Origin of the sequence: Amycolatopsis bullii, assembly GCF_014654205.1 — a bacterium.
Lineage (GTDB): Bacteria > Actinomycetota > Actinomycetes > Mycobacteriales > Pseudonocardiaceae > Amycolatopsis > Amycolatopsis plumensis.
On sequence record NZ_BNAW01000032.1, the window covers coordinates 50,111 to 73,319 of the forward strand.

Sequence of the window (23,209 nt, forward strand, 5' to 3'; positions counted from 1 at the left end):
GACCCGCGTTACACCACTCGGCGGCGACCGCCGAACCGGCGGGTGCTCGGGCGGGCTTCGGCGTCACCCGGCTTCGCCGGCGCACTCCGGCAACCGTGAACGCCGGCGCGGAAACCCCGTGGGGTTCCCGCGCCGGACCTCAGCCCTTGGCAGTCAGCTCGAGCAACCGGCCGGTGAGGTCGAGGTGTTCCTCGATACCTCCAGTCAGGTACGTGAGGTCCACGAACGTGTGGTCCGGCTCCACCAGCTCGACGATCTTCGTGACCGACTCGGCGATGGCCTTCGCGTCCGTGCCGGGATCGGTGTTCACCCGCAGGGCCACGCCGAGCGCCTGCGGGTCGCGGCCGGCCCGCTCGGCGTCGGCGCGGAGCTTGGCCAGGGTCGAGGTGATCACGTCCGCGGGGTACTGCTCGGGCACCGACCAGACCGGGAGCCAGCCGTCGGCTCGTTCGGCGACCCGGCGCAGCGACCTCTCGCCGAAGCCGGCCAGGTGGATCGGCGGCTTGCGCACCGGCTTGAGGCCGATGTGGGACTCCGCGACCCGGTAGCCGACCCCTTCGTGGGTCACGGTGTCCTGGGTCCACCACTTCTCGAGCAGGTCGAGCAGGTCGTCGAGCCGCTTGCCGCGCTCGGCCATCGGCACGCCGACGGCCTCGTACTCGTCGGGGGACCAGCCGATGCCCAGCCCGGGCAGCAGCCGTCCGTTGCTCGCGACGTCGAGGCTGGTCAGCAGCCGGGCGAAGTTCACCGGCTGGTACTGGGTCGCGTTGATGGTGCTGGAACCGAGCACCGCGGTCTCGGTCACCGCCGCCGCGATGGCCAGTGCGGTGAACGGATCCTGCGCGGTGTGGAACTCCTCGGGCATGGTGTCGTAACCCGGGTACGAGACCACCGGCTTGACCGGCGACAGCAACCGGTCGCCGACCCAGAATCCGGCCGCGCCGGCCCTTTCCGCCTCGCGCGCGTACCGCGCGATCCCGCCCGGCGTGGCCGCCGCCTTGCCGAACACCGGAAGGCTGAAACCAAGTGGCATTGCTTCTCCCCTGAAGAGTGAACGGACCCGATCGGTCCTGAAGCCACTACTACTCGCATTCAGTTGCGCCTTCAAGCAGTCTGCGGTTCGACTGACCGTAACGAGCGGGACTCGCTGTGCGACTGACTGGACGCGGGAAGCCGCGGTTTCCCGCGCGGACGTCACTTCCGACGAAGTGGGGGACCCCCGTGCGCGCACCGGCCCCGGAACTCCAGCCGCTGGTCGACCGCCTTTCGCGCCGCCTGCCCGGTGTCGCGGTCGCCGCCTACGACGGCAGCCGGAGCGGCCCCTCGGACGCGTCGACGACGCTGGTGATCCGCACGCCCGCCGCGTTCGCGCGGGTGCTGCGGGCGCCGCGCGGTCTAGGCCTGGCGCGGGCGTGGGTCGCGGGTGACATCGAGATCTCCGGCGACATCGCGCCGGTGGCGGCGCACGAAGCCGATCTCCACCACCCGGCCGTCGCCGCCGGGCTGCTCACCACCGCGCTGCGGGTGACGGCCCGGCGCGGGTTCCGCGACCTGGCCACGGCCGGGGCCACGGCGAGCGAGTACCGCGCCGCGCGCCCGGGACGGCACACCGTCGCCCGCGACCGGGCCGAACTCGACTTCCACTACGGCCTGACCGCCGATTTCTACGCCCTGCTGCTCGGCCCGTCGATGACCTATTCCGGGGCGATGTTCGCCAAACCCGCGGATTCCCTGGAAGCCGCGCAGGACCGCAAGCACGCGCGGATCGGCGAAAAACTGGAACTCGGCGCGCATTCGACGGTGCTCGACATCGGCTGCGGCTGGGGGAGTTTCCTCGACCACGCCGAAACCACCTTCGGGTCGCGGGGAATAGGGTTCACGGCGTCCCGCGAACAGTACGAATACGCCTCGCGGCGGTTTTCCGGCCGTGCCGGGGTGCGGATCGAGTACGGTGATTACCGGCAGCTGCTGCCGGTTCCCGGGATCACCGCGGCGGCCAGTGTCGGGATGTACGAACACGTCGGGGAACGCCACTCGCCCGCGTTCTTCTCGCTCGTCCGCCGCTCGCTGCGGCCCGGCGCCCGTTACGTCAACCAGGCGATCACGCGCCGCGAGAGCGGGCCGCGGCGGCTGCGCGCCAACGCCTTCGCGCAGCGGTACGTGTTCCCGAACGGCCAGCTGCTCCCGCTGTCACGGCAGCTCGCCGACCTCGACCGGGCCGGGTTCCGCGTGCTGTCCGCCGAAAGCTTCGGCGAAGGCTACGCGCGGACCACCGGCGCCTGGCTGGACAACCTCGAACGGAACTGGGACGCCTGCGTCGCCGCCGCCGGGCTCGAGCGGGCGCGGGCCTGGCGGGCCTACCTCGCGGGTTCGCGGCGGCGGTTCGAGGACGGCAGCATCGACGTCACCCAGGTCCTCGCGGAGGCGAGGTGAGGCGATGGCGGTCTCGCTGGACAGCCTCAAACCGCAGCTGATCGGGCGGTCGTTCGGCCGAAACCGGCAGCTCACCGGCTCGACGCGCCCGCTGCGCGCGAAAGCCGGGTTCAACTCGTTCGGCGTGTTCACGGCGCTGGTGATCCTCGCGTTCGCGGGCCAGCAGCAGGTGCTGATCAACACCTCGGAGGAGCCGTCGGCGATCGCCGCGGTCGTGCGGGCGCCGGCCCGGTTCGACGGCATCGGGATGCCGCTGCTGCAGGACCCGGTGGCACTCGTCGTCCTCTTCACGGCGCTGGCCACGCCGCTGTTCTGCCTCGAGCAGGTGGAGTCCATCCGCGACTTCATCCCGATGACCGTGCGCAACATCGGCGACGACGTCCCGCACTTCGACCCGCGCGAGGTCCAGATCCTGATCATGCGGGCCAACGGGCGGTTCCGCCGGATCGGCGGGAAGAAGGTCTCGCTCGGGCTGTTCCTGCTCAGCGGCTTCGGCGCGTACTGCCTGCTGCGCTACCTCCAGACGGGCGGCCTGCTGGCGGGGTGGAACCCGGTGCCCGGCAAGACCGAGCCGTGGCGCGCGGCCGTCTACGCCGGCTGGTGGGCGAACGGCGACGCGCATCCGGTGATGGCCGTCCTGCTCTGGCTGCTCGGCGCGTACATGTTCTACTTCGTGCTCAAGCAGCTGCTGATGGGCCTGATCTTCGCGATCTTCGCGCAGACGGCGACCACGGTCGGCTTCGGCGTCACGCCCCACCTGCGTGCCAACAACGACGGCTACTGGGGCCTGCGGACGCTGCGCCGGTTCATGCAGTGGACGTACGGCTCGACGCTCGCGCACTTCGTGACGACGCTCGGCGTATGCATCGTGTGGCTGCCGTTCACGCAGTGGACGTTCTTCATCGTCACCGCCGTGATGATCGTCAACAGCACGCTCGTCATCTACCCGACGATGATCGCGCACAAATCGGTGCTGCAGGCGAAACAGAATTACGTCGACGACCGGCTCTTGTCCGCGAAAACGGAGGAAGAAAAGAAGACCGCGGCCGAGGAGGCGGAAAAAGTCTGGCAGAGCCCCGACCTGCCGTTCCGGACGCGGGCGACGTTCACCGCGGTATTCGTCTACCTGCTCGCCCCGATCGTGCTTGCGCTTGTTTCGTGGCTGCTGAAGCGTTAGGATTCGGCAAACTCTGGCGAGGAGGCGTGTGGTGGCCGAAATTTCCAGCCTGCTGGAGCCGATCACCGAATTTCGTCCCGGCCGCCCGCTGGTCCTGTTTCTGCCGGGAATGAGCGGCAACAAACGGCAATGGGACTTCGTGATCCGCCGGCTGGACGGCGTCGACGCCGATCTCGCGTACGGCGCCCCGGTGCTGGCGCACGCGGCGTTCGGCAACACGCGCCCCACGGTCTCCCAGCTGGGCGAGGCGATCGCCGCGGAGCTGACGGCGGCCGGCCGCGACCGCGTGACGGTGGTGTCCCACTCGGTCGGCGCGTTCGTGGCCCTGGTCATCGCCCACGAGCTGCCGTCGGCGGTGCGGTCGGCGGTCCTGGCCAACGGCGGCCTGTCGAGCGTGGCCCGGTTCATCGACCGGCCCCTGCGCCGGGTGCCCGGCACCACGACGTCGCGCCTGTCCTACCTGCGGTTGTTCGCGCTGGTCGGCACCCCGGTGCCGCCGGTGGTGAAACGGGCGATAGCCAGCCGCGAGTGGTCGAGCAGGCTGCTGGTCGGGCGCCGGCTGGTCTCGCGGCCGGCGCTGGCGTCCCGCGAGGCCCGCGACTCCCTGATGGAGGAGGCGGGCAACGCGCAGACGATCGCGGGACTCTGGCAGAACCGCCACTACTGGCGCGAATTCGAGCGCACGGCCGCCGGAATCCCGGCCAAGGTGCTCTTCCTGGTCGGCGGCCTGGACCCGATGACGAGCGTCGCCGACACGGGGGTCATGGCGGATCTGCTGCCGGACGCGGAAATCCGGGTGCTGCCGGGGGTGGGCCACGCGGCGCCGCTGGAGGCGCCGGACGTCGTGGCCGCGGCGGTCGAGGACGCACTGGCGGTCACCTAGGCACGCCCGGGGTAGGTTCACCCACGGACCCGAGGGGAGCTGGCAGAGTGGCACGTCTGCACGTCGGCTGCGCGATGTGGACCCACAAGGCGTGGGCCGGCCGGTTCGTGCCGTCGGCGCTGCCGGCCAAGGAGCGGCTGCGCGCCTACGCGGGCTGGTGCAATGCGGTCGAAGGCAACACGACGTTCTACGCGACCCCCGCCCGCGAGACCGTCGCGGGCTGGGCGCAGCAGACCGGACCCGATTTCCGGTTCGTGGTCAAGGTGCCCAAGGTCGTCACGCACGAGCGCCGGTTCGCCGGGGTCGAGGTTGAGATGCGGGCGTTCCTGGACGCGCTCGAACCGCTCGGCGAACGGGCGGTCCTGTGGACCCAGCTCCCCGGCTCGTTCGGCCCGCCGGACGTCGATGCCCTCCGCCGGTTCCTGCGCCGCCTCCCCACCGGCCGCCGGCGCGCGGTGGAGGTGCGGCACCCCGGATTCTTCACCGACGCGGGCGCGGCATCGTCGCTGGAGGCCGCGCTCGCCGACGCGGACGCGGAGTGGGTGCCGTTCGACACCACGGTGTTCTTCGGGCGGCCGCCGGCCAGCAAAGCCGAACGGGAAACCTGGACCATGAAACCGCGCCTGCCCCGGCGGACGCGGGCCCTGACCGACCGGCCGATCGTCCGCTACCTGGGCCGCGACTCGGTGGCGGAGACGGTCGAGGGCTGGCAGCCGTGGACCGAGGTGGTGGCGGGCTGGCTGCGGGAGGGCCGCACGCCGACGGTGTTCGTGCACACGCCCGACAACGCCGACGCACCGGCACTGGCCCGCCGCTTCCACGACGACGTGCGAGCGCTGGTGCCGGACCTCGACGCGCTGCCGGAGCCGGAACCGATCGAGCCCGCAACTTTGTTCTGAGGCCCCGATCTAGCCGGGCGCAGTGGACCCTGCGGCGCGTGCGTGTTTTTCCGCGGCACGAAGGATGTCGTTGCCGAGTTGTTCGAGGAACGTCCCGGCGGCGGCGAGCCGGGTACCGACGGCGGTGCCGGCGCCGAAGATGCCGGCGCCGCGCAATGCGGTGGCGGCGAGTCGCTGGTTGGCGTGGACACCGGCCACCGCGGAACGGATGCCCGCGTTCTCGTCGAGGAAGTAGCGGTGACGCCGGCTGTCGCGGCCGACGCGGATCAGTCCGTGGCGGCGCAGCAGGGTGACCGCGTGCGAGACGGTCGCCGCGCTGACCCGCAGCTGCTGCGCCAGCTCGGCGGCCGTGTGGCTGCCCGTTTCGGACGTGAACAGGCACGCCAGCACGCCGGCGGCGGTGCGCGGCATGCCGGTGTCGACGAGGGCTGCGGTGAGTTCGGCGACGAAGGCCGTGGCGGCGCCGGCGCTGACTTCCGGTTTCGCGGGCGGGGCCGGACTGCGCCGGGCGCGGTGGGTGGTCGCGAGCTGCGCCAGCTCCGCGCGGTAGCGGCCCGGCCCGCCGTTGCGCGCGACCTCGCGGCTCACCGTCGAAGGGGGACGTCCGAGGCTGCGGGCGATTTCGGCGTAGTCCAGGTTCCGGGCCAGCCCTTCGGCGATCCGCTGCCGGTCGGCGCTGGTCAGCCTGCGTCCTGGCATTCCGGCAGGCTCCTCCGCTCCGGGGGTGGGTGCGGCCAGTATGGGGGCCGCTCGTCGATCTTTGCAACGAACGTGCATTAGCCGTCACGGTCGTTGCAACGACTACTACCGGCGTGAACTGCGCAAACGATGTCGACTGGGAATTCCTTCGTTGACCGTGGTTTTGCCGCGTACTAAATGTTCCGGGATGAGAGCTCGAGGAATCACGTACGACACCGGCTTCAGCCCGGGTGGCAAATGTTCGCGGCCCGTGTTCGACGCGGAGGCGGTGCGGCGGGAGATCCGCGTCATCGCCGAGGACCTGCACTGCGACGCGGTCCGGATCACCGGCGGCGACCCCGAGCGGCTGGCCGTGGCGGCCCGGCACGCCGCCGACGCCGGGCTGGAGGTCTGGTTCTCGCCGTTCCCCTGTGAGCTGCCCGCGGCGGAACTGGTGCCGTACTTCGCCGACTGTGCGGACCGCGCCGAGGAAGCGGGGGCGGAGGTGTTCGTCACCGGCTGCGAGCTGAGCCTGTTCACCCCCGGTTTCTTCCCCGGCCGCGACAGTTTCGCCAGGATCGAAGCCCTGGCCGGTGGCGCGCCCGAGGCGCTGGCCGAGGTCGCCGCGGCGTCCGCGAAGCTGAACCCGGTGCTGGCCGCCGTCGCGGCCGCGGTGCGCACCCGGTTCCGCGGCAAGCTCACCTACGCCTCCGGGACCTGGGAGCAGATCGACTGGACGCCGTTCGACATCGTGAGCGCCGACGCCTACGGCGATCCCGGGGACGCCTTCCGCCAGGGCCTGCGCGAATACGCCCGGCACGGAAAGCCGCTGGCGGCCACCGAGTTCGGCTGCTGCACCTACCGGGGAGCGGCCGAGCGTGGCGGCCTGGGCTGGCTGGGCGTCGTCGATCACGACGCCGATCCGCCGCACGTCACCGGAGAGTACGTTCGCGACGAGGAGGAACAGGCCCGCTACCTGCGCGAGATGATCGCGCTCTTCGACGAGGAAGGCGTGGACACGGCGTTCTGGTTCACCTTCGCCGGCTACGAATACCCCCACCACCCCGACCCGCGCTTCGACCTCGACCTGGCCTCTTACGGAGTCTGCAAGCTGATGCCCGACGGCAGCCTCGCGCCCAAGCGGTCCTTCCACGCCATGGCCGGGGCATACCGGCGAGGCCGGCCGGTCACCGGCTGATCCGACGCACCCGCCGTCCGCCGTCCCGGCGGTATCGTGCCGGATCATGACGGTCGATCCCCTGCAGCCGTACGGCCCGCTGATCGGCACGCAGCTCCGGCTGCTCACCTGGAACGTCTGGGGCCGCTTCGGGCCGTGGGAGCAACGGCAAGCCGGCATCTCCGCCCGACCCCGCCGGCCACGCGGGCAGCGCGGTCCGGGTCGACATCGACGGCCCGCGCGGCCCGGTCCGGCTGGTCAACGTCATGCTGGACTGGCCGTTGCACCACACCGACGTCCGGCAGGCACAGGTCACCGAACTCGCACGGCGGGTGCGTGAACTGGGCCGCGGCCCGCGACGAGGGACGCGAAGAGGTGAACGGGTGCGGCCACGGGTATCGGTTCCGCTCGGCCGGACCGATTCCGCCACCGGGACCTGCAACGTCACCTGGTCAGTCGAGGTTTGCCCGGCTGGTAGAGCCAGGTCTGGAAGAACGAGTCGAGGTTCCGGCCGGTCAGCCGCTCGACGAACTGGATGAACTGCCGGGTCGAGACGGTGCCGTACCGGTTCGCCGCCGGCCACTGCTTCAGCACGTCGAAGAAGGCGCGGTCGCCGATCTTCGTGCGCAGCGCCTGCAGCGCCATCGCGCCGCGGTTGTAGACCAGGTCGTCGAAGATGTGGTCACGTCCGGGGTCGGCGACCTTGCCGCTCCAGTCCTTCTCGTCGGCGTAGGCCTTCGCGAAGGTCTCCTGCACCGGGACGTTGTTGAACTTCTCCTGGTAGAGCCACTCCGAGTAGGTCGCGAATCCTTCGTTGAGCCAGATATCCGACCAGTGCACCGGCGTGAGGCTGTCGCCGAACCACTGGTGGCCGAGTTCGTGGGCGAGCAGGTCGCCGTCGACGTCGCTGGTGTCCTGGTCGTAGACCGGCCGGCTCTGCGTCTCGAGGGCGTAGCCGACGCCGACGTCGGCGAGGATGCCGCCGGTCGAGTCGAACGGGTATTGCCCGTACATCGACGATTCCCACTGGACGATCTGCGCCGTGGTTTCGTTGAACACCTTGCCCTGACCGGGTTCGGTGTCGATCGACTGGCCGATCGCGGTGATGTTCGGCAGACCGCCGGCCGCCACACCGCGGGTCACGTCGTAGTTCCCGATCGCGAGCATGCTCAGCTCGCTGGCCATCGGCCGGTTCATGGACCAGCGGAAGGTGGTCTGGTGATCGTGCGTGGTGGTGGGCCCGGGTTCGCCGTTGGCCAGCACGGTGAGCCCGGCCGGCACGGTGATGGTCTGGGTGTAGGTGGCTTTGTCGTCGGTGGTGTCGTTCACCGGGTAGTAGGTCGCCGCGCCGATCGGCTGGTTGAGCGCGACCGCGCCGTCCTTGGTGGCGACCCAGCCGGAGACGCCCAGCGCGGGGTCGTCGATCTTCTGCGGGACACCGGCGTAGGAAACCGAGACGACGAACGGGCTACCCTTCCGCAGCCCGTACGGCGGGGTGATCACCAGCTCCTGGGCGCCGCTGCGGGTGAAGGCGGCGTTCCGGCCGTTCACCGAGAGCTTGCTGATCGTCAGCGGTCCCTGGAAATCCAGGTCGAACCGCGAGAGATCCTGGGTGGCCGTGGCGAAAATCGTCGTGGTCGCGTCGATGGCCCCGGTACCGGGGCTGAACGCCAGCCGGATGTCGTAGTGGCCGACGTCGTAGCCGCCGTTGCCCATGTCGGGGAAGTACGGATCCCCGGCGCCGGGCGCACCGGGGGAGAACCGCGGCGCTTGCGCCGTCGCCGCACCCGCTGCCGTGCCCGTCGCGGCCAGCAGGCCCACGGTGAAGGCGGAGATGACCAGCAGGTGGCCACGGCCCAGGGTTGCGCCTCGCATCGGTCCTCCTCGGCAAGCATCGACGCTGAAGAGTAGGTCCGACCCGACACCCGGATCAACCCTGTTGCGGCAGGTCAGACGTCCGGTTCGGGCGGTTGGTGGCCGGTCGTACCACTCGGGTTCCGCGGAGCGGTCAGCACGTCCTGACCTTGCCGTCCGGCACGACGTACGGCTCGAGGGCGTAGCCGGTGATTCCCGTGGCATTGTCACGCAGTGCACTGGCGAGCACCGGGGCCGCGGTGGGGACCACCGCGGCTGCCCCCACCGTCGCCCTGGCCTTGTCGGCGGGCGAGGCGTTCTCTTCGCTCGAGCTGAGCACCCTGTTCGTGCTGAGGGTCGCCGAGGTCCACGGGGTCCGGCTGGACGAGATCGAGCGCCGGCGAACGCTGGTCATGGGGATCCTGCTCGGCCAGTCGGGTTCCTCGATCATCGTCGGCAAGATCGCCGAGCGCACCGGTCAGCACTGGGCCCGCCAGCTCGCCCGGGTGGCTCCGTTCGGCATCGTCGCGGCGGTCGGTGGTGGCGCCAACGCTGCTGTCGCCGCACTGGCCGTCCGAGCGGCCCGGCGCGCGTTCGGTCCTGCGCCGCAGTCATGGCCCGAGACAGCGCTGCCGTGATGGACTGCCCCGATGGTTTCCCACTACACCAAGACCGACCGATTCCGCGGTGCTCGGATCCACCTCTGCGACCTCGCGGACCTCGAAATCCGCGATTGCGAGGTGAGCGGCCTGAAGATCGTCGACTGCTACGGCCGCGACATCTCCTTGGGCGGTGACTTCGAGCGCGTCGTCGTCAACGACGTCGACGTGACCGCTTACGTCGAGGCCGAGCTCGACCGCCGGCACCCCGCGCGGGCGCTGGCGCGAAACGCGGCCTCACCCGAGGACTACCGGGCGGCCTGGGACGTGATCGAGGCCCTGTGGGGCGCGACGATCGACCGGGCGAAGCGGCTACCCGAGGCCAAGCTGCACGAGCAGGTCGACGGCGAGTGGTCGTTCGTCGAGACCCAACGGCACCTGCTGTTCGCCTCCGATGCCTGGCTCGGCAACGCCGTCCTCGAGGAGGAAGCGCCGTACCACCCGCTGGGCCTCCCCGCCGGGGGAACACCGCCGGACGAGGCGGCGAAGCTCGGCCTCACCCTCGAAGCCACCCCGACGCTCGACGAAGTGCTCGCACCGCGGCTCGCGCGCATGGCAACGATGCGGCGCGTCGTCGACGGGCTCACGGCGGCCGAACTCGACCGGGTGTGCGCGCGCAAGCCGGCCGACATGTATCCCGACCAGGAGTACGTCCCGCGCCGCTGCCTCAAGGTGGTGCTGAAGGAAGAAGCCGAACACCACCGGTACGCGGTACGCGACCTCGCGGTGCTCGAGGCCTGACGCGGTGCCCTCTACCCGGAAGCCGCGCCGGTGAGGTCGAGTTCGGCCCAGACGGTCTTCCCGGTGGGACGCTGCCACTGACCCCACGAGACGCTCATGCCGGCGACGAGCTTGAGCCCGTGCCCGCCTTCGGCCGAGGGCGGCCGCGGGCAAGCGGGGTCCACGCACGTGTCGTCGACCTCCACGGAGAGCCAGTTGCGTTTGCGCAGCAGGCGGACCTGGCGGGGTGGACTGCCGTGCCGGAGCGCGTTCGACGTCAGCTCGTCGACCACCAGGAGCGCCTCGACCCGCTGCTCTTCGGGCAGGTCCTGCAGCAGCCGATCGGCCCAGGCCCGCACCCTGGCCAGCTCGGCAAGATCATCGGCGACTTCGAGCGCGACCACACGCAACGAGTCGTCCACCTGGGGCGTCTGCTGTTCGGTGGGCATCGGGGAGGCCCTTCCTGGTCCGCGACTCCGCGTTCGTAGTGCGTGGAGTCGATGTTGGACCCGTGGTTACCCAGAGATCGCGACACTGAACCTGCTGACGGCGTGGTGGCCCCGTTCAGGTTGCCCGTTCGAGCAGTGAGCGAGTGCTCCATGACTGCCCGTACGCTGGCGGACGGTCAGTGATTGCTGCGCGATCGTGGTCGAGTGGCCGCACATGAGCACGAGGCTCGCAGGTGCAACCCACGGCCGGCAAAGCAGCCGATCGAGCCGCCGGCAGTGGTGCACCGGCTGGTGCGGCTGCAGCAAACCGCCGGCAACCGGGCGGTCGCTGCGCTCGCGCTGCAGCGGGACCCGGAGTCGCCGGGTCTCCCCGCGCCGCCGCGTCCCGTGGTTCCAGCGGTGCCCGATCCAGTGGCGATCACTCCGCTGCCGGCCGGAGCCCTGCGAGTCGCGGCACTTCCCCGGACACGCTTCAGCGGACTTGCCACGGTGACGGAGTTCGCGGAGGCATTGGCCGCGCAATACAGCCGCCGGGTAGCGCAAGGCGACCTCGTCGAGCAGCGCCGCAACGTCGCGGAACGCCGGACCGGACGGTCACTGGCGGCACAGCCCGGCATCCCGGGGGAGAGCAGAGAGGAGCGACGACGGCGAATTTCCCGGGAGGCGCAAGCCGCGCGGAACACGATCCCCACCCCGGCGCGCGGGGATGACGCGGCCTGGAAACGGCTGCGCGAGGACTATCGGACACACATGCTCAAAGATCTGACCGAGGATTGGGACCAGCACATCGCGGCTGCGGAGGCGCAGAGTATGCCCGCCCACACGCTCGCGAACACCTGGATGGTCAACCGGAACCAGGAGCTGCTCTTCCGGCTGGTCCAGCCTTCCCGGCCGCCCGGAAGCCTGGACATGTGGACACATTTCCGGGTCATGTCACCGGCGCAGGAAGAGGCGGCCTTCGGAACCCGGGCCTCCACGGATTACGACCCATGGGATTTGCAAATCCGGCCTCGTCCGCGCGGTGCCCAGTTCGTCACCGAGCGGACTGCACAATTCCTCATGGCTCTCCGCAGCCGGTTCTCGGACGTCCGGTGGACCACGCGCGTCGGACACGGTTCGCCTGGCTTCGTGAACCGCGGCTTGTCCCTCGACCTGTACCTCACCGGCGAACGCGGCGCGAACGTGCCTCTTCCCGGGCTCCGCGGCGACACGTTCTGGGTTCGCGGGCAGGTGGTCGAACTGTTCAACGCGATGGACGAAGCCGCAGAAGAGACAGACTTCAGGTTCGCGGCGTTGTACAACGACTTCTCAGCAGCCAACGCGGCCAACAACGTGCTGCGGCGAGGCAGGGTGGGATTCGCCGGAAACGTCAGCGGCGGAGGGAGCCTCAACTACCACGGAGGAGGGAATCGGCTGCACGTCCACGTCGACCTGGTCCCCGGGGAACTCGTCGTGCTGACCCGTCAGGGCGCCCGCAGGCAGGGCGCCCGATAACCGTTTACTTTGCTTCGTAACCGGTGCGTCCAGACCCGTACAACTGCGAAGGGTCCGGGTGTCGGCTTCGGGAGACGTCCACCGACGACGGCACGCCGACGCGGGCGGACAGTGCGTGCTCGACTCAGGTCATTGCCGCTTGGTGAGGCGTGCGTAGATCTCGCGAGGCTTCTTCGCCCAGCGCCAGAGCTTGGTGGCGAAGACGGCTTGGAGTTCCGCCTCGAGACGGTCGCGTTCGGCTGCGGTGCGGGCCACCTCGGCCCGGAGTCGGTGGATTTCCTCGTCCAGCCGCTCGGCGTGGGAGATGGCGGCCTTTCCGGCTTCTTCGGCTTCGGCTTGTGCCGCGAGGGCGGCGGCGAGGTCGTATTCTGTTTCGCCCATGAGGGATTCGCGGTAGCGGGCGTGGGTGACGGGGACCGTGAAGTCCTTGTCGCGTGGGTCGAAGGAGACGGCGATGAGGCCGTCGCCGCTGACGGATTCGCCGACCGTGTGCTCGGCGATGACGTGGGCGCCGGCGTCGAGCAGGTTCCGGAGGGCGTTCTGGTGGGTGAGGGGATCGCCGGAGATGCTGTGGTGGTGAGTGGAGACGACCAGGAACCTCACCCGGCCGGCTTCGAAGTCGCCGCGGGCGCGTTCGATCAGGATCGTCTCGGCCCCTTGGACGTCGACGAGGACCAGGTCAGCCCGCTCCAGGCCGGTTTCGGCCAGCAGCGAAGCCAGGTCGTGCTGGGGGACGTCGTAAACCTGTCCGTCGCTTTCGGCTTCGAACGCCAGCGGCTCGCCGGGCTCGGCGCCGATGGCACCCCGGACGAACCGGACGCGGTCCTCGTAGCCGTTGAGCGCGGCGTTGCGGCGGCCGACGTCGATCCACGCCGGATCCGGCTCGAGGCCGACCGCCCGGCCGGTGGGGATCGCGTGGCAGAACCAGAGGCCGTAGTACATCCAGAAGCTGCCGAACTCGATCATCGTGGGCGATCCGCCGTCCGCGGCCAGGCGCTCGAGGATCCGGTGGAACACGACCTCTTCCTGGGGTTCGTGGTGACCCCGCAGACCCCGGATGACTTCGGTCATCCAGGCGCCGTAGTAGCCGCCTTCCTCGACGAGCAACCCGTTGTGCATGACCTGCACGCGCGTACCGTCGTGGTCACGGCACGTCCCGGCGTCCACGACCTTCGGGATGCCGTCGGCGTCGGTGCAGGCCACGGTGGCCCGCATCCGGCCGGCCAGCGCCGGGTCGTACCCGCTGACGTCGGGAACCAACCGCTCCACAGAGCCTCCAAGTCGGGAAGGGAATTCGAGCCTAACGCCCGGTCAGAGCTGAGCGCTCATTCCGTTCAGTTCAAGGTGGACAGGTCGATTGAGTTGGCCATCAGGGCGTAGCCGCTGTCGTTGGGGTGGATGCGGTCGCCGCTGTCCCACGCGGGGTTGAGCCAGTTCTGGTAGCCGGGTGCGCCGGAGTGGGGGTAGTTCGGGTCGGTGTTGCGCACGATCGCGTCGAAGTCGATGATCGCGTCGAAGTGGTCGTCGGTGCGGATGTACTGGTTGACCTGGACACGGTTGGTGTCCTTGGCGTCGTCGTCGCCGAACCACCCACCGCGGCGCGGGGTGACTGTGGCACCGATTACTCGGAGGCCGGCGGCGTGTGCCCGGTCGGCGAGCTGTTCGAGTCCGTCGATCAGGGTGGTGGCGTCCGTGCCCAGGTAGAGGTCGTTGGAGCCTTCGGCGATGATCACCGTCCGGGCGCCGTTGTGGCCGAGTACGTCCCGGTCGAACCGTTGTGCCGCGGTCGGGCCGACTCCGCCGGGGGTGATCAGGGCGTTCCCCGCGACTCCTTCGTTGACGACCGACAGCGGCGTGCCCGCGGCCTGCAACCTGCGCGACAGCACGTCCGGCCAAGTGCTGAAGGTGTTGACCGTGGCGTGTGCTCCGTCGGCGACCGAGTCACCGAGGACGATCACGGCGCCTGTGGTGTGGCCACCGGCCACTTCGATGCCGGACACCCAGGCCACGTTGATCCCGCGGCCCGGATACGGGCCGGGATCGCTTGTGTGGTCCCCGGCGCCGCCGCCGAAGTCGGTGCAGTACTCACCGACCAGCCCGAGTTCGTGGTTGGGGTACTCGGTGACGGATCCGGCGGAGAATACGCTGACCGCGAGTTGCTCGCCCGCGGTGACGGGCATGGGTACCGGGTCGCTGAAAACCTCGCCGTCGGCCGGGATCGTGACCACGCGTTGGCCGCCGAAGGTGACTTCGTGCAGGGTGGCGGGGACGATGGTGCTGTCGGTGCCGCGTTGCGCGACAGTGACCCGGTTGAACGTGGTGGGCGTGCGGACGAACTGGTTGGTCAGTCGGATGCGGATCTGCGTGCCGTCCGCGCTGACGCGTTCGGCGTTGCGGCAACTGAAGTTCGAGGCGTTCAGCGGCATCGCCTCGTGCATGGCAGTGCCCCAGGCCGCGATCCACTGGGTGCCGGTGGTTCCCGAGTTTGCCGACCCGGCCACGCAGGCGTGCAACAACTGCCCCGGTTCGTAACAGCGAAGGTGCGGTTCGTGTTCACCGCTGGTGCGCAACGCTTTCGGTGAATGAAGGCGCGGCGTGATCAGCAACACTGGACTCACCGCTGCCATCGGCACAGCGGATCACGCAGAGTGCCGATTCGCTTACGCGGCAGTTTGAGTCTGGCGGTGTCACGCAGGACCATGCATCCCGCCATGGATGCAGGTGGCCACTGAAAGACAGGCACCGGCCGCTTCAGGTCACGCGAAAGACCGGCCAGCCGATCTCGGTGCGCCACGCAGCGGGATCGCTTGCGTCACGAGGGCCGACGACGTAGACCTCCCGCACCGGCCCGGCCACCGACATCGCGTTCTCCACCACCCAGGTCCCCAGTTCGCCGTAGGTGACCTCGACGCCGTCGTGCTCGCCGACGTGGGTGGTGACGGCCAGTTCCGCGGCCGGAAGAACCACGGGGTGCACGCGCCCGGTGCGAGGCGGCACAGCGGTCGGCAGGTAGACGAGCGCGTGACCGCGTTCCTGTTCGAACAGGGCGTTGTCGTAGCAGCCGCCCGGTGGTCCGGTCACGGCGGTGCCGACGGCCGCCTCCAATTCGGCCATCGCGCCGGCGAACCAGGCCGCGACGTCGCCGTGCCCGACCACGGCCTCCACCGCCGCGACCGTCCGGGCGGGCTCCGCACGCAGCTCGACGTCGATCGGCGCGGGGTCGGGCCGGAGCAGGCGACGCAGCGACACGACCGCGGCCCGGGTGCGGTCGAGCACGTCCTCGAGGCGTTGCAGGTGGTCCGCGACCAGGGCCGCCCGGACATCGGGGTCGGGGGTCCGCAGGATGCGCTGCACGTCGCTCAGGGGGACGTCGAGTTCGCGGAGCCGGTGGATGACCTGCGCGGTCGGGATCTGGTCGACGCCGTAGTAGCGGTAACCGGTGGTCTCGTCCACCACGGCGGGCTCCAGCAGGGCCGCCTCGTGGTACCGGCGCAGGGTCCGCACGCTCAAGTGGGTCAGCCGCGAAAACTCCCCGATGCTCAGCACCTCTCCATTCTGGACTCTCTCCCCGGGGGAGGGTCCACGGCTTGACCCTCCCCCGTCGCGAGATCACACGATGGGCTCATGACACAGCACACCGATCTCCCGTCCGAGCTGCTCCCGACCACCGTGCGCGAGTTCTTCGCCGCCCACGTCGTCCGCGACGCCGACACCGCCTCGTCGTTCCTCACCGAGGATGCAGTGGTCGTCGACCAGGACCAGACCTTCCGCGGCCGAGAAGAGGTCCACGCGTTCCTGCGGGACGCCGGGTCCGAGTTCGAGTACACGACCGAGCAGATCGGCGCTCGCCGCGTCGACGACACCCACTGGGTGGTGACCGTGCGGCTCGAGGGCACCTTCCCGGGTGGCGTCGCCGAGCTCGACTACCGGTTCACGGTGCGGGACGACCTCATCGCCGAACTCGTCATCGCCAACCACACAGCCTGACCTACGTCGATTTCAGCGGAGAAAGAAATGTCTGGTTCACATCGTGATCGTCTCGACGGCCGCCGGGCCCTGGTCACGGGCGGTTCGAAGGGCTCCGGCAAGGCCGTCGTGGAGAGGCTGCGGGAGATGGGTGCCGACGTGTACGTGACGGCGCGAACGATGCCCGACGGGTACGAGTACCCCGGCCGGTTCATCGAAGCGGACGTGACGACGATCGAAGGCACCAACGCGGTGGCCGCTCGGATCGCCGAGACCGGCGGCGCGCTCGACATCCTGGTGCACGTCGTCGGAGGTGCGTCGACGCCGCCCGGTGGATTCGCGGTCATCACCGATGATCAGTGGCTCACCGAGCTGAACCTCAACTTCCTGGGAGCGGTGCGGCTCGATCGGGCTCTTCTTCCGGCGATGATCGAGTCCGGCGCGGGCGTGGTGCTGCACTTCACCTCGATCCAGCGTGAACTACCCCTTTACGAGGCGTCCCTGGCGTACGCAGCAGCGAAAGCCGCCCTGCGCACGTACAGCAAGGGACTCGCCAACGAGCTCGCGCCACGCGGCGTACGGGTCAACGCGATCAGTCCCGGCGGGATCGAGACCGAAGCGTACGAGAGGTTCGTGGACCGGATCGCCGAGGGCAACGGAATCACCCGTGACGCAGCCAAGCAGACCATCTACGACTCCCTCGGAGGAGTACCGCTGGGACGATTCGCGAACACCGCGGAAATCGCGGACCTCGTCGGCTTTCTGGTCTCGGACCGCGCCTCGGCGATCGTGGGCGCCGAATACGTGATCGACGGCGGAACCGTTCCGACGGTCTGAGCCGGGAGAACACATGACTACGCAAGTCACCGCCCAGCCGGTCGGCCTGCCAACCCCTTTTCGATCCGGAGCTCGCTCCCGTCGTCGAGATGCTGACCAGCGTGCGTCCACCAGACGCGTACCGTCCGGACAACATCGCCGAGATGCGCCAGCCCGTCCCCGGGGGTGGCCGTGCTCTCGCAGGACGCCATCGCCGCTCGAGTGGCATGGCTACGCCGTCAGCTGGGGCGCGTCTGACCATGCTCTGGTCCGGCCGGGGTCGGAGCAGCGGGAAGGTCTCTCACGTCTCGGGTATCGCTGTATAGCGGGCCTTCACCGGCTGGGTCGTCGTGGAGCCGCGGTCAGCGGTGTGCGGAGACGAGGTCGTGGGCGGCGGCGCTGAAGGCGTGGACGCGGGCGGTGGCGTTGTCGGTGCGCCAGAGCAGGCCCCACTCCAGGGGTGGTGCGTCGTGGAGGTGGACGTAGGCGACGTCGGGGCGGGCGTAGTAGCGCCGGACGTTGGCGCCGACCGGGAAGACGCCGTGTCCGGCGCCGACGAGGGTGAGCATTTCCTGGAACGTGGCGGCGGTGCGGCCAGTACGGATCGGGTGTCCGGCCGGCGTGGTCGCCGGGGTCCGGTCGGCGCGCAGGGATTCGGGCAGGGTGTCCGGGAGCTGCAGCATGGTGACCGTGGCCAGGTCTTCGACGGAGAGGGAGTCGCGCCCGGCGAAGGAGTGACCGGCCGGGACGGCGAGGAAGCGGGCTTCGGACACCACCACGGGTCCGCTGTCGATGCCGGGCTCGTGCACGGGGAAGGTCGCCAGCGCGAGGTCGACTTCGGCGTCGCGCAGCCAGGGCATCAGTTCGGCCAGCTGGGCTTCACGGATGCGGACGTCGCAGTCGGGGTGGCGCTCCCGGAACACGTCGGTGGCGCCGACCAGCAGCTGCCCCGCGGCCGCGCCGGTGAAGCAGGCCTGCAGGGTTCCGGTGAACCCGCGGCCGGTCTCGATCGCGTGCGCGACCGCGGCGTTGATCGCGGCCCACGCGGGCCGGAGGTCGTCGCGGAGCCGGCGGCCCACGGGGGACAGCTCGACCCGGCGGCTGGTGCGGGTGAACAGCGGGACTCCGACCCGGCGTTCCAGCTTGCGGATCGTCTGGCTGATCCGGGCGGTGGACACGTGCAGCCGCTCCGCTGTGCGGCCGAAGTGCAATTCCTCGGCCAGGGTCAGGAACGCCTCCAGTTCGTGCCGCTCGAGCATGCCCGTCCTCACTTAGTTAAGCGTGGCTTCACGATCATGGCACACATCGGCGTTGTTCCGGGGTTCTGCCCGCCGGAGAGTGGAGGCAGCGAAAGCCAGTCCACAAAGGAGCAAGCATGTACGTCACTGATGACCACGCAATGGCCGCCGGGAGCGGCGCGGCAGTCGTGGCGGAGCTGCGGGACCGGGTCGAGATCGTCGACGCGCTGCACCGGTTCGCCCTCGGCCAGGACCTGAAGGACGGGGCGCTGTTCGCGTCGGCGTTCACCGCGGACGCCGAGCTGGACTTCCGGCCGGCCGCCGCGAAGTGGGGTGCGCGGCCGCCGCTGATGACGGGCCGGGACACGATCGTCACCACCATCCTCGGCCTGTTCGCCGGCCGGGTGGACACCACGCACCAGGTCACCAACACGCGTGTCGCCGTCGAGGACGACACCGCGCGGCTGACCGCGCTCGTCGAGGCCCAGCACCTGCTGACCGCCGACCGCGCAGTGTTCGCGTTGTTGAAGAACCCTTATGACGTCGAGCTGGTCCGGGACGGCGGGCGCTGGCTGATCCACCGCATGCGGATCGACAACACGTGGTTCACCGGCGACCCGGCCGCGATCTTCACCGCCTGAGCCCTCCGGAACCGCGAAAGGAGGCGCACATGAAAGCCGTCGGAATTCGCCAGCCGGGCGGGCGAGCACTGCTGGGTCCGCTGGGCGCCGCCGGAACGCCGGTCTCTCCGCCTACCATGCCCTATGAGTTCGCCGCGGCAGGCGAAGCGGTTTCGCTTTCGAGGGGTGACTGTGGGCATCGACCGGATGAGCCCGTACGAGCTTGCGGCGTGGCAGGACATCGAGCGCTGGCGTGACGAGCGGTTGGCCGCCGCCGAGCGCCGTCTGGTACCGCCCCGGGTTCGGGATCGCGTGGTCAAGGGTGGCCGGATGGCCAAGGGACGGCTCGAGCAAGTGCCCGGCGCGGAACAGCTGACCGAGATCGTCGGCAACGCGATCGAGGGATTGCTGCGGTTGGTGAACAAGACCAGCGAGGCGACGCTGCGGCGCAAGGCGGTCGTCGCGGCCTATGCCAAGCGTGGGCACACCGTCAACGAACTGAGCGACATCCACCAGCTCGAGTTGGCCGACATCGACAAGGCCAAGCCTCGTCTGGGGCTGCGCTACACGGCGTTCAGCGCGGTCGAGGGCGCGGGCGCCGGGCTGGCGGTATCCGGCGGTGAACTGCTCACGACAGCCGGCGGCATCTTCGGTGCGGGCGCCGGCGCGGCGCCTGGTGCCGGCACGGTCGCCGCGGCGATGGCGGCCGACGCCGTGCTGGTACTGGGTGCGATGACAAGGGCGATCGCCCACACCGCCGCATATTACGGCTACGACACCGAGTTGCCGCAGGAGAGGGTCTTCGCGCTCGGAGTCCTCAACTTCGGGATGGCCCAGCAAGCCAGCAAAACCATCGCGTATGTTCAGTTGAACAAGCTCGTGAACGACCTCGCCCGCAAGGCGGCATGGGATCAGCTGAACAAGAACGGCGTCACGAGGATTGTCAAAGCGTTCTACGAGCGATTCGCACTTCGGCTGACGAGGCAGAAGCTCGGACAGGCCGTACCGGTGGTCGGCATCGTGATCGGCGCCGGGCTCAACGCGCGGTTGCTGCACAATCTCACCGAGGACGCCGAACATCTTTACCGCGAGCGGTTCCTGCGTGAGAAGCACAACCTGAGGACGGTCGATGTCACCGCGACCATAACGGACGCCGACCTTGCCGCGGACGACGACACGATCCACATCGCGGAGATCGTCGAGGAAGCGACCGCGGCCGAGCAGCCCCCTCGCCAGTCCTAGCGGGGGAGAAGGAAGAGAAGATCCACCGCCACGATGGCGGTGGGCATCGCACCGAGCGCAACGCAGGGCAGGCCGGCGAGCCAGATCGTTCGGCTGCGCGTCAGCCGCGACGACCAGACGGCGAACCCGCCGGCCAGCACCGTCCAACTCAACAAGGTGAACGTCGTCCCGGAGTCGGCCCAGTCCTGGCTACCGCGCGTCGCAGCAAGGAGTATGCGGGCGGCCACGGCGTCGAGTCGAGGGTCCTCCGGGCTACGCCGATCTGGAAGTGGGACTCCCAGGGGTGGTCGAACGTGCCGCCCCAGGTGTCGAACGGGGCCGACACGAAACTCGCTGAATTCAGCCCCGCCGCGCCAATTCGGCTGCAGACATGCGCGGGCCGTAGACGCCGATGGTGTAGCCGTAACCGTATCTGGTGAACGTGTCCCTCATCCCGGTGAAGTGCGGAATGACGTTGTCGGTGATCTGGAAGTCGAATGCGTCGAAATAGATCCGCGTGCCGCTCTGGAAACCGAAGTGCCTTCACTCGTTCGAGCGGCCAAGGCGTCCGCGGGTTCAGGCGTCGGATTGGGGTGGGGTAGCTTCAACTGCGCCTGTAACGCCCGTCGGACGCACACCGATGGTTCGCGTGGGTCCTGTTGGGACGCGCGCGGGGAGTCTTGCGGCGCTCATACCGGACGGCAGTCGCCGGGGGGCCGCTGGGGAAACAAAGCCAGGGGGCTTCGAACATCATGACGTCCACGGTCAGCGCCCGCGCGTCCGTACCCGCCGCGCCCGCGAGCACCGGCCACAAACAGCGCGACGACATCCAGGGTCTGCGCGCGCTCGCCGTCGGCCTTGTGCTCCTCTACCACCTCAGGCCGGGGTGGCTGCCCGGCGGATTCGTCGGCGTCGACGTCTTCTTCGTGATCTCCGGCTACCTGATCATCGGCACCCTCACGGGTGAACTGCGCCGCACCGGGCGGGTCGGGCTGCTCAGCTTCTACGCCCGGCGCATCCGGCGGCTGCTGCCCGCGGCGACCGTCGTGCTGCTGGCCACCGTCGCGGCGACGGTGCTGCTGGTGCCGGTGTCGCGCCGGCCGGAGATCCTGCGCGAGGTGGTGGCGTCCGCGCTGAACGCGCAGAACTGGGTGCTCGCCCTGTTCTCGTCGGACTACGCGACGGCCACCGCCTCCGCCTCGCCCGCGCAGCACTTCTGGTCGTTGAGCGTCGAAGAGCAGTTCTACCTGGTCATCCCGCTGTTGCTGCTGCTCAGCGCGGCGATCGCGCGGCGGTCCGGTTCACGTCCGGTGGCGGTGGCGTTCGGCGCGATCACGGTGCTGACAGTGGCGTCACTGGTGTTCTCCGCGGTCTACACGCAGATCAACCACGGTCAGGCGTACTTCATCACCCCCACCCGCATGTGGGAGCTGGGCATCGGCGGCCTGACCGCGATGGTCGTCCGCCAGGTGCGCGTGCGCTTCGCCGCGCGGCTGGCGCTGGGGTGGCTGGGCCTGGCCGCGGTGCTGGTCAGCGCTTTCACCTTCGGCACGCACATGGCGTTCCCCGGCTGGATCGCCCTGCTGCCCACGCTGGGCGCGGCCGCGCTGCTGGTCGCGGGGACCGCCGAGCGTCCCCGGGCCGGCGAACTGTCGCCGCTGCTGGGCCTGCTGCCGCTGCGCTACGTGGGCGACATCTCCTACAGCCTGTACCTGTGGCACTGGCCGGTGGTGGTCTTCCTGCTGGAGGAGGCGGGTGCCGCCAAGCTCGGCAAGCGTCAGGTGCTGGTCGCCGCAGTGTCGAGCCTGGTGCTCGCGGCGCTGTCGAAGCACCTGGTCGAGGACCCGCTGCGGCGACCGCGGCCCCGTCGCGGGGGTGCGCGGCCGAGGCGCCGCGCCGCTTACGCGCTGGGCGCCTGCATGGTGGTCGTCACCACGGTGGCCGCGACGGTGCCGTGGCAGATCGCGCAGCACCGCCTCGACGCGCTGCAGGCCGACATCGCGTTGGACGCCGACCACCCTGGCGCGCTCGCGCTGGACCCGGCGCACGTCCTCACCGCGCGCGAGGGCGTGCCGGTCGTCCCCGATCCGTCGGTGGCGGCCAAGGACATCGCCTCGGTGTGGCACGACGGCTGCGGCCAGTACGACCCGGTGGCCTTTCCGATGAACAGTGACAAGTGCGCCTACGGCCGCGCCGGCGCGACGAAGACGATGGCCGTCATCGGCGACTCGCACATGACCCAGTTCGCCACGGCCCTGATCGACATCGCCCACCGCGCCGGCTGGCGCGTCAAGTTCATGCTCCACGACGGCTGCCCCTTCAGCGCCGCGGCCCCGACCAAGACGCGTGACGCCGACCCGAGCCGACCCGAGCCGTTCGCCGAGTGCCCCGCCCAGGACAAACTGAAGATCGACTCGATGCTGGCGGACAAGCCCGACCTCCTGGTCACCGCGGCCATGTCCCCCGAGTCCTACCTCAACGACCTCAGGTGGGCGTGGAAGTCCCCGGAGGCGCTCACCGCGGGCTACCGCTCGTACCTCGAAAAGATCACCGCCGCGGGCATCCCCGTCGCCGTCATCAGGGACACCCCCCGCGCCGACGACAACGTCCTCAACTGCCTGCAACGCAACCCAGCCCCTCACTCCTGCGACAAGCCGAGGTCCAAGGCGGTAGACGCCTTCACCGACCCCTTGGCCACCACCGCGGCCACCATCCCCGGCGTGCGGGTCGTGGACTTGACGAACTGGATCTGCACGGCGGACCTGTGCCCGGCGGTCGTGGGCAACGTGGTCGTCTACCGCGACAACCACCTCACGGACACCTACATCCGCACCTTGGCGACCCCCCTCCGCCAGGCCCTGGGAATCTAGCCCCCGCCCACTGACCGACACGTCGATCAGGATCAGCTCGGGCCGTGCAGTACGG

The 23,209-nt window shown here is 69.8% G+C and carries 22 protein-coding genes and 1 pseudogene; 13 read left to right on the forward strand and 10 right to left on the reverse strand.

Going from position 1 to position 23,209, the window contains the following annotated elements; all coding sequences use genetic code 11:
• Window positions 1-139: 139 nt before the first annotated feature.
• Window positions 140-1,033 (reverse strand): TIGR03619 family F420-dependent LLM class oxidoreductase, encoded by an 894-nt coding sequence (locus IE317_RS29320; RefSeq protein ID WP_191314582.1) that lies wholly within the window; start codon window positions 1,031-1,033, stop codon window positions 140-142.
• Window positions 1,034-1,221: 188 nt separating this feature from the next.
• Here IE317_RS29320 and IE317_RS29325 point away from each other — a divergent pair, with 188 nt between their 5' ends.
• From IE317_RS29325 to IE317_RS29340, 4 genes are all read left to right on the forward strand, one after another.
• Window positions 1,222-2,433, forward strand: a complete 1,212-nt coding sequence (locus IE317_RS29325; protein WP_191314583.1) for an SAM-dependent methyltransferase — start codon at window positions 1,222-1,224, stop codon at window positions 2,431-2,433.
• Between the two features lie 4 nt (window positions 2,434-2,437).
• Window positions 2,438-3,610 carry a hypothetical protein gene (locus tag IE317_RS29330; protein ID WP_191314584.1) on the forward strand — a complete coding sequence of 391 codons (1,173 nt, stop codon included), beginning with the start codon at window positions 2,438-2,440 and terminating at the stop codon, window positions 3,608-3,610.
• A gap of 31 nt (window positions 3,611-3,641) precedes the next feature.
• A complete protein-coding gene (locus IE317_RS29335; protein ID WP_191314585.1) occupies window positions 3,642-4,493 on the forward strand; it encodes an alpha/beta fold hydrolase in 852 nt (283 codons plus the stop codon).
• A gap of 74 nt (window positions 4,494-4,567) precedes the next feature.
• Window positions 4,568-5,392, forward strand: a complete 825-nt coding sequence (locus IE317_RS29340) for a DUF72 domain-containing protein (RefSeq protein WP_191314611.1) — start codon at window positions 4,568-4,570, stop codon at window positions 5,390-5,392.
• 9 nt (window positions 5,393-5,401) lie between these two features.
• Here the strand turns inward: IE317_RS29340 and IE317_RS45510 are convergent, their stop codons facing one another.
• A complete protein-coding gene (locus IE317_RS45510) occupies window positions 5,402-6,091 on the reverse strand; it encodes a helix-turn-helix domain-containing protein (protein WP_191314586.1) in 690 nt (229 codons plus the stop codon).
• A gap of 187 nt (window positions 6,092-6,278) precedes the next feature.
• On the opposite strand from IE317_RS45510, the gene IE317_RS29350 reads away from it, so the two are divergent.
• Complete coding sequence (locus IE317_RS29350) at window positions 6,279-7,268, forward strand: hypothetical protein (RefSeq protein ID WP_191314587.1); 990 nt, start codon at window positions 6,279-6,281, stop codon at window positions 7,266-7,268.
• A 423-nt stretch (window positions 7,269-7,691) separates the two neighbouring features.
• Here the strand turns inward: IE317_RS29350 and IE317_RS29355 are convergent, their stop codons facing one another.
• Window positions 7,692-9,122, reverse strand: coding sequence for a M1 family metallopeptidase (locus IE317_RS29355; protein WP_229902984.1), 1,431 nt, complete (start codon window positions 9,120-9,122; stop codon window positions 7,692-7,694).
• A 197-nt stretch (window positions 9,123-9,319) separates the two neighbouring features.
• Between IE317_RS29355 and IE317_RS29360 the strand changes: the two genes are divergently transcribed.
• Both IE317_RS29360 and IE317_RS29365 read left to right on the forward strand, forming a co-directional pair.
• Window positions 9,320-9,739: a hypothetical protein gene (locus IE317_RS29360; protein ID WP_229902985.1), complete on the forward strand. Its 420-nt coding sequence runs from the start codon at window positions 9,320-9,322 to the stop codon at window positions 9,737-9,739.
• A 12-nt stretch (window positions 9,740-9,751) separates the two neighbouring features.
• Complete coding sequence (locus tag IE317_RS29365; protein ID WP_191314588.1) at window positions 9,752-10,501, forward strand: DinB family protein; 750 nt, start codon at window positions 9,752-9,754, stop codon at window positions 10,499-10,501.
• A gap of 11 nt (window positions 10,502-10,512) precedes the next feature.
• On the opposite strand, the gene IE317_RS29370 is transcribed toward IE317_RS29365, so the two are convergent.
• Window positions 10,513-10,929, reverse strand: coding sequence for an ATP-binding protein (locus tag IE317_RS29370; RefSeq protein ID WP_191314589.1), 417 nt, complete (start codon window positions 10,927-10,929; stop codon window positions 10,513-10,515).
• A 291-nt stretch (window positions 10,930-11,220) separates the two neighbouring features.
• On the opposite strand from IE317_RS29370, the gene IE317_RS29375 reads away from it, so the two are divergent.
• Window positions 11,221-12,423, forward strand: coding sequence for a hypothetical protein (locus IE317_RS29375; RefSeq protein WP_191314590.1), 1,203 nt, complete (start codon window positions 11,221-11,223; stop codon window positions 12,421-12,423).
• A 129-nt stretch (window positions 12,424-12,552) separates the two neighbouring features.
• Here IE317_RS29375 and IE317_RS29380 read toward each other — a convergent pair whose 3' ends face one another.
• From IE317_RS29380 to IE317_RS29390, 3 genes are all read right to left on the reverse strand, one after another.
• A complete protein-coding gene (locus IE317_RS29380) occupies window positions 12,553-13,692 on the reverse strand; it encodes an FkbM family methyltransferase (protein ID WP_191314591.1) in 1,140 nt (379 codons plus the stop codon).
• A 65-nt stretch (window positions 13,693-13,757) separates the two neighbouring features.
• Window positions 13,758-14,924 (reverse strand): GDSL-type esterase/lipase family protein, encoded by a 1,167-nt coding sequence (locus IE317_RS29385; RefSeq protein ID WP_229902986.1) that lies wholly within the window; start codon window positions 14,922-14,924, stop codon window positions 13,758-13,760.
• A 250-nt stretch (window positions 14,925-15,174) separates the two neighbouring features.
• A complete protein-coding gene (locus tag IE317_RS29390; RefSeq protein ID WP_191314592.1) occupies window positions 15,175-15,969 on the reverse strand; it encodes a MerR family transcriptional regulator in 795 nt (264 codons plus the stop codon).
• A 78-nt stretch (window positions 15,970-16,047) separates the two neighbouring features.
• Here IE317_RS29390 and IE317_RS29395 point away from each other — a divergent pair, with 78 nt between their 5' ends.
• Window positions 16,048-16,410, forward strand: coding sequence for a nuclear transport factor 2 family protein (locus IE317_RS29395; protein ID WP_191314593.1), 363 nt, complete (start codon window positions 16,048-16,050; stop codon window positions 16,408-16,410).
• 27 nt (window positions 16,411-16,437) lie between these two features.
• The gene (locus IE317_RS29400) at window positions 16,438-17,226 is read left to right on the forward strand and encodes an SDR family oxidoreductase (RefSeq protein ID WP_191314594.1); all 789 of its coding nucleotides are present in this window, start codon (window positions 16,438-16,440) and stop codon (window positions 17,224-17,226) included.
• 341 nt (window positions 17,227-17,567) lie between these two features.
• On the opposite strand, the gene IE317_RS29405 is transcribed toward IE317_RS29400, so the two are convergent.
• Window positions 17,568-18,476 carry a LysR family transcriptional regulator gene (locus tag IE317_RS29405; protein ID WP_229902987.1) on the reverse strand — a complete coding sequence of 303 codons (909 nt, stop codon included), beginning with the start codon at window positions 18,474-18,476 and terminating at the stop codon, window positions 17,568-17,570.
• 104 nt (window positions 18,477-18,580) lie between these two features.
• Here IE317_RS29405 and IE317_RS29410 point away from each other — a divergent pair, with 104 nt between their 5' ends.
• On the forward strand, window positions 18,581-19,084 hold the full coding sequence (locus tag IE317_RS29410; RefSeq protein WP_191314595.1) for a nuclear transport factor 2 family protein: 504 nt from the start codon (window positions 18,581-18,583) through the stop codon (window positions 19,082-19,084).
• Between the two features lie 171 nt (window positions 19,085-19,255).
• Complete coding sequence (locus tag IE317_RS29415; protein ID WP_191314596.1) at window positions 19,256-20,305, forward strand: EcsC family protein; 1,050 nt, start codon at window positions 19,256-19,258, stop codon at window positions 20,303-20,305.
• Here the strand turns inward: IE317_RS29415 and IE317_RS29420 are convergent.
• On the reverse strand, window positions 20,302-20,532 hold the full coding sequence (locus IE317_RS29420) for a hypothetical protein (protein WP_191314597.1): 231 nt from the start codon (window positions 20,530-20,532) through the stop codon (window positions 20,302-20,304). The genes IE317_RS29415 and IE317_RS29420 overlap by 4 nt on opposite strands.
• Window positions 20,533-20,644: 112 nt before the next feature.
• Window positions 20,645-20,812 (reverse strand): annotated as a pseudogene (locus IE317_RS44745) (glycoside hydrolase domain-containing protein); the annotation flags it as partial.
• 224 nt (window positions 20,813-21,036) lie between these two features.
• On the opposite strand from IE317_RS44745, the gene IE317_RS29430 reads away from it, so the two are divergent.
• Complete coding sequence (locus tag IE317_RS29430; protein ID WP_191314598.1) at window positions 21,037-23,154, forward strand: acyltransferase family protein; 2,118 nt, start codon at window positions 21,037-21,039, stop codon at window positions 23,152-23,154.
• Window positions 23,155-23,209 lie beyond the last annotated feature (55 nt).

Bases quoted from the DNA above. Each gene is read 5' to 3' on its own strand.
- IE317_RS29320 (WP_191314582.1), bottom strand. From the start codon at position 1,033: ATGCCACTTGGTTTCAGCCTTCCGGTGTTCGGCAAGGCGGCGGCCACG.
- IE317_RS29330 (WP_191314584.1), top strand. From the start codon at position 2,438: ATGGCGGTCTCGCTGGACAGCCTCAAACCGCAGCTGATCGGGCGGTCG.
- IE317_RS29340 (WP_191314611.1), top strand. From the start codon at position 4,568: ATGTGGACCCACAAGGCGTGGGCCGGCCGGTTCGTGCCGTCGGCGCTG.
- IE317_RS45510 (WP_191314586.1), bottom strand. From the start codon at position 6,091: ATGCCAGGACGCAGGCTGACCAGCGCCGACCGGCAGCGGATCGCCGAA.
- IE317_RS29350 (WP_191314587.1), top strand. From the start codon at position 6,279: ATGAGAGCTCGAGGAATCACGTACGACACCGGCTTCAGCCCGGGTGGC.
- IE317_RS29355 (WP_229902984.1), bottom strand. From the start codon at position 9,122: ATGCGAGGCGCAACCCTGGGCCGTGGCCACCTGCTGGTCATCTCCGCC.
- IE317_RS29365 (WP_191314588.1), top strand. From the start codon at position 9,752: ATGGTTTCCCACTACACCAAGACCGACCGATTCCGCGGTGCTCGGATC.
- IE317_RS29370 (WP_191314589.1), bottom strand. From the start codon at position 10,929: ATGCCCACCGAACAGCAGACGCCCCAGGTGGACGACTCGTTGCGTGTG.
- IE317_RS29395 (WP_191314593.1), top strand. From the start codon at position 16,048: ATGACACAGCACACCGATCTCCCGTCCGAGCTGCTCCCGACCACCGTG.
- IE317_RS29400 (WP_191314594.1), top strand. From the start codon at position 16,438: ATGTCTGGTTCACATCGTGATCGTCTCGACGGCCGCCGGGCCCTGGTC.
- IE317_RS29410 (WP_191314595.1), top strand. From the start codon at position 18,581: ATGTACGTCACTGATGACCACGCAATGGCCGCCGGGAGCGGCGCGGCA.
- IE317_RS29430 (WP_191314598.1), top strand. From the start codon at position 21,037: ATGACGTCCACGGTCAGCGCCCGCGCGTCCGTACCCGCCGCGCCCGCG.